The sequence below is a fragment of the Shigella sp. FC1967 genome, assembly GCF_001743005.1.
Taxonomy (GTDB): Bacteria; Pseudomonadota; Gammaproteobacteria; order Enterobacterales; family Enterobacteriaceae; genus Proteus.
The window spans coordinates 1-1,953 of the sequence record NZ_MIIZ01000914.1 but is presented as its reverse complement, the minus strand read 5'-3'; the positions used below and the strand labels follow the sequence as shown (position 1 = coordinate 1,953).

The 1,953-nt window shown below is 32.8% G+C and carries 2 protein-coding genes; both read left to right on the top strand.

Going from position 1 to position 1,953, the window contains the following annotated elements:
* Positions 1-264 precede the first annotated feature (264 nt).
* On the top strand, positions 265-663 hold the full coding sequence (locus BHE89_RS15840) for a hypothetical protein (RefSeq protein WP_069367388.1): 399 nt from the start codon (positions 265-267) through the stop codon (positions 661-663).
* 172 nt (positions 664-835) lie between these two features.
* A partial coding sequence (locus BHE89_RS15835) for a glycosyltransferase (protein WP_128860623.1) occupies positions 836-1,953 on the top strand: 1,118 nt, incomplete at its 3' end.

Below are 1,953 nucleotides of genomic sequence, written 5' to 3'. Positions count from 1 at the left end.
TTATACAATTTAATTTAAATAATCATTGTTACTAATCTGATGATGCTTGTTTTTAATTAAATAGATAAATAATTATAAGATTGTTTTACCCTACATAGTTGATTTTCATTAATTGATGGTTTAACGAGAGTTCATATATAAATTTATAAAGATATATTTTTAACTTATTGTAAAAATTATCTATAAGGTTCTCTCTTCCTTATTTTGAATGAGCATCAAATTATTGAACAAGGTTTAGCGTACTGTTATTAAAGGGGCCACACTATGTATGATGATATTAGTAACCTAAAAGATAAGTTTCAGGAAGATACTTTTTCTTTTCAAGAGTTTACTTCCTCTACAACACAAGATGTTGATAATAAAATAGAACCCGTAGCTATAAATAAAGAAGATAATAATAAAATTAGTAAGTTAAGTAATGATACGTTTTCTGAAACTTCACTTGTAGTGAAAAACGAACCAAAACAGCCTGTTGCTTCATCGTCTATCCCTTCTTATCACCAAGATGCTTTCGTTGTTAAAGCAAAGAAAGATAATTTAATTAAGAGTAAGAAAAACGTGTTAGCAGACAATAAAATAGTTGATATCAAAGAAACTGATAGAGTTCATGCTCATGAAAAAATATCACTGAAAGATATATTGTCATTTATTGCCTCTGTCTAATCTAAATAAGTAAAACTCTTTGTGTAAATAAATAATATTGACTAGTGTCAATCTTTTAGCCATTGTTATTTTATTTTTTAAGATGGGTTTATTTCTTTTCGATATTCATTAATGTCGATGGAGTGCCTTTGTCTTAAGAATAGATCTATGGCGATGACAAAGGTATGGGTTTATGAATAAAATATTAAAAACATTAATTACGGCTTTTCTATTGATAACCATGTTTTCACTCATTGTTATGCCAATGAGCGCCGAACAACAATATATATTTGGTATTATCAATATATTGCTGTTATTTTTTATCGGTTTTAAAAAATCAAAAAAACGCTTATTAACAATGGTTTTTATTTCATTGTTGATGTCAACACGTTATCTCTACTGGCGTGCAACAAATACTTTAAATTTTAATACAACTATTGAAGCTATTTTAGGCAGTGGTTTGTTTATGGCTGAGATTTATTCTTGGGTAATATTAGTTCTAGGATATTTCCAAACATCATGGCCATTAAATAGAAAAATAGCGCCTTTACCTAAAGATGTTTCTCAATGGCCTACGGTTGATATTTATATTCCAACATATAACGAAAGCTTGGATGTTGTACGTGATACTGTCCTTGCTGCACAAGCTATCGATTATCCACAAGATAAAATGAAAGTTTATATATTGGATGATGGTAGTCGTGAAGAATTTAAACAATTCGCTGGTGACGTTGGTGTAACTTACATTGAACGTGAAGTTCATGATCATGCTAAAGCAGGGAACTTAAATCACGCAATGGGATTAACAGAGGGTGAGTTAATCTGTGTTTTTGACTGTGACCATATTTCAACACGTATTTTCTTGCAAGCAACAGTAGGAAGCTTTCTTGAAGATCCAAAATTAGCACTTATCCAAACGCCACACTATTTCTACTCGCCAGACCCATTTGAACGGAACTTAAGTGCGGCGAAAGATGCACCACATGAAGGCGCACTTTTCTATGGTCCTGTTCAGCGTGGTAATGATAACTGGAATGCGACATTCTTCTGTGGTTCATGTGCTGTTATGCGCCGTAGTGCTCTTGAAGAAATCGGTGGTATTGCGGTTGAAACGGTAACTGAAGATGCACATACTGCGCTGAAATTACAACGTTTAGGTTGGAACTCTGCATTTATTGATATTCCTTTAGCTGCGGGTCTTGCAACTGAACGTTTAGCATTACATGTTAACCAACGTATTCGTTGGGCTAGAGGAATGACTCAGATATTCCGCGTTGATAACCCAATGTTGGGTCGAGGTTTAACATTTCC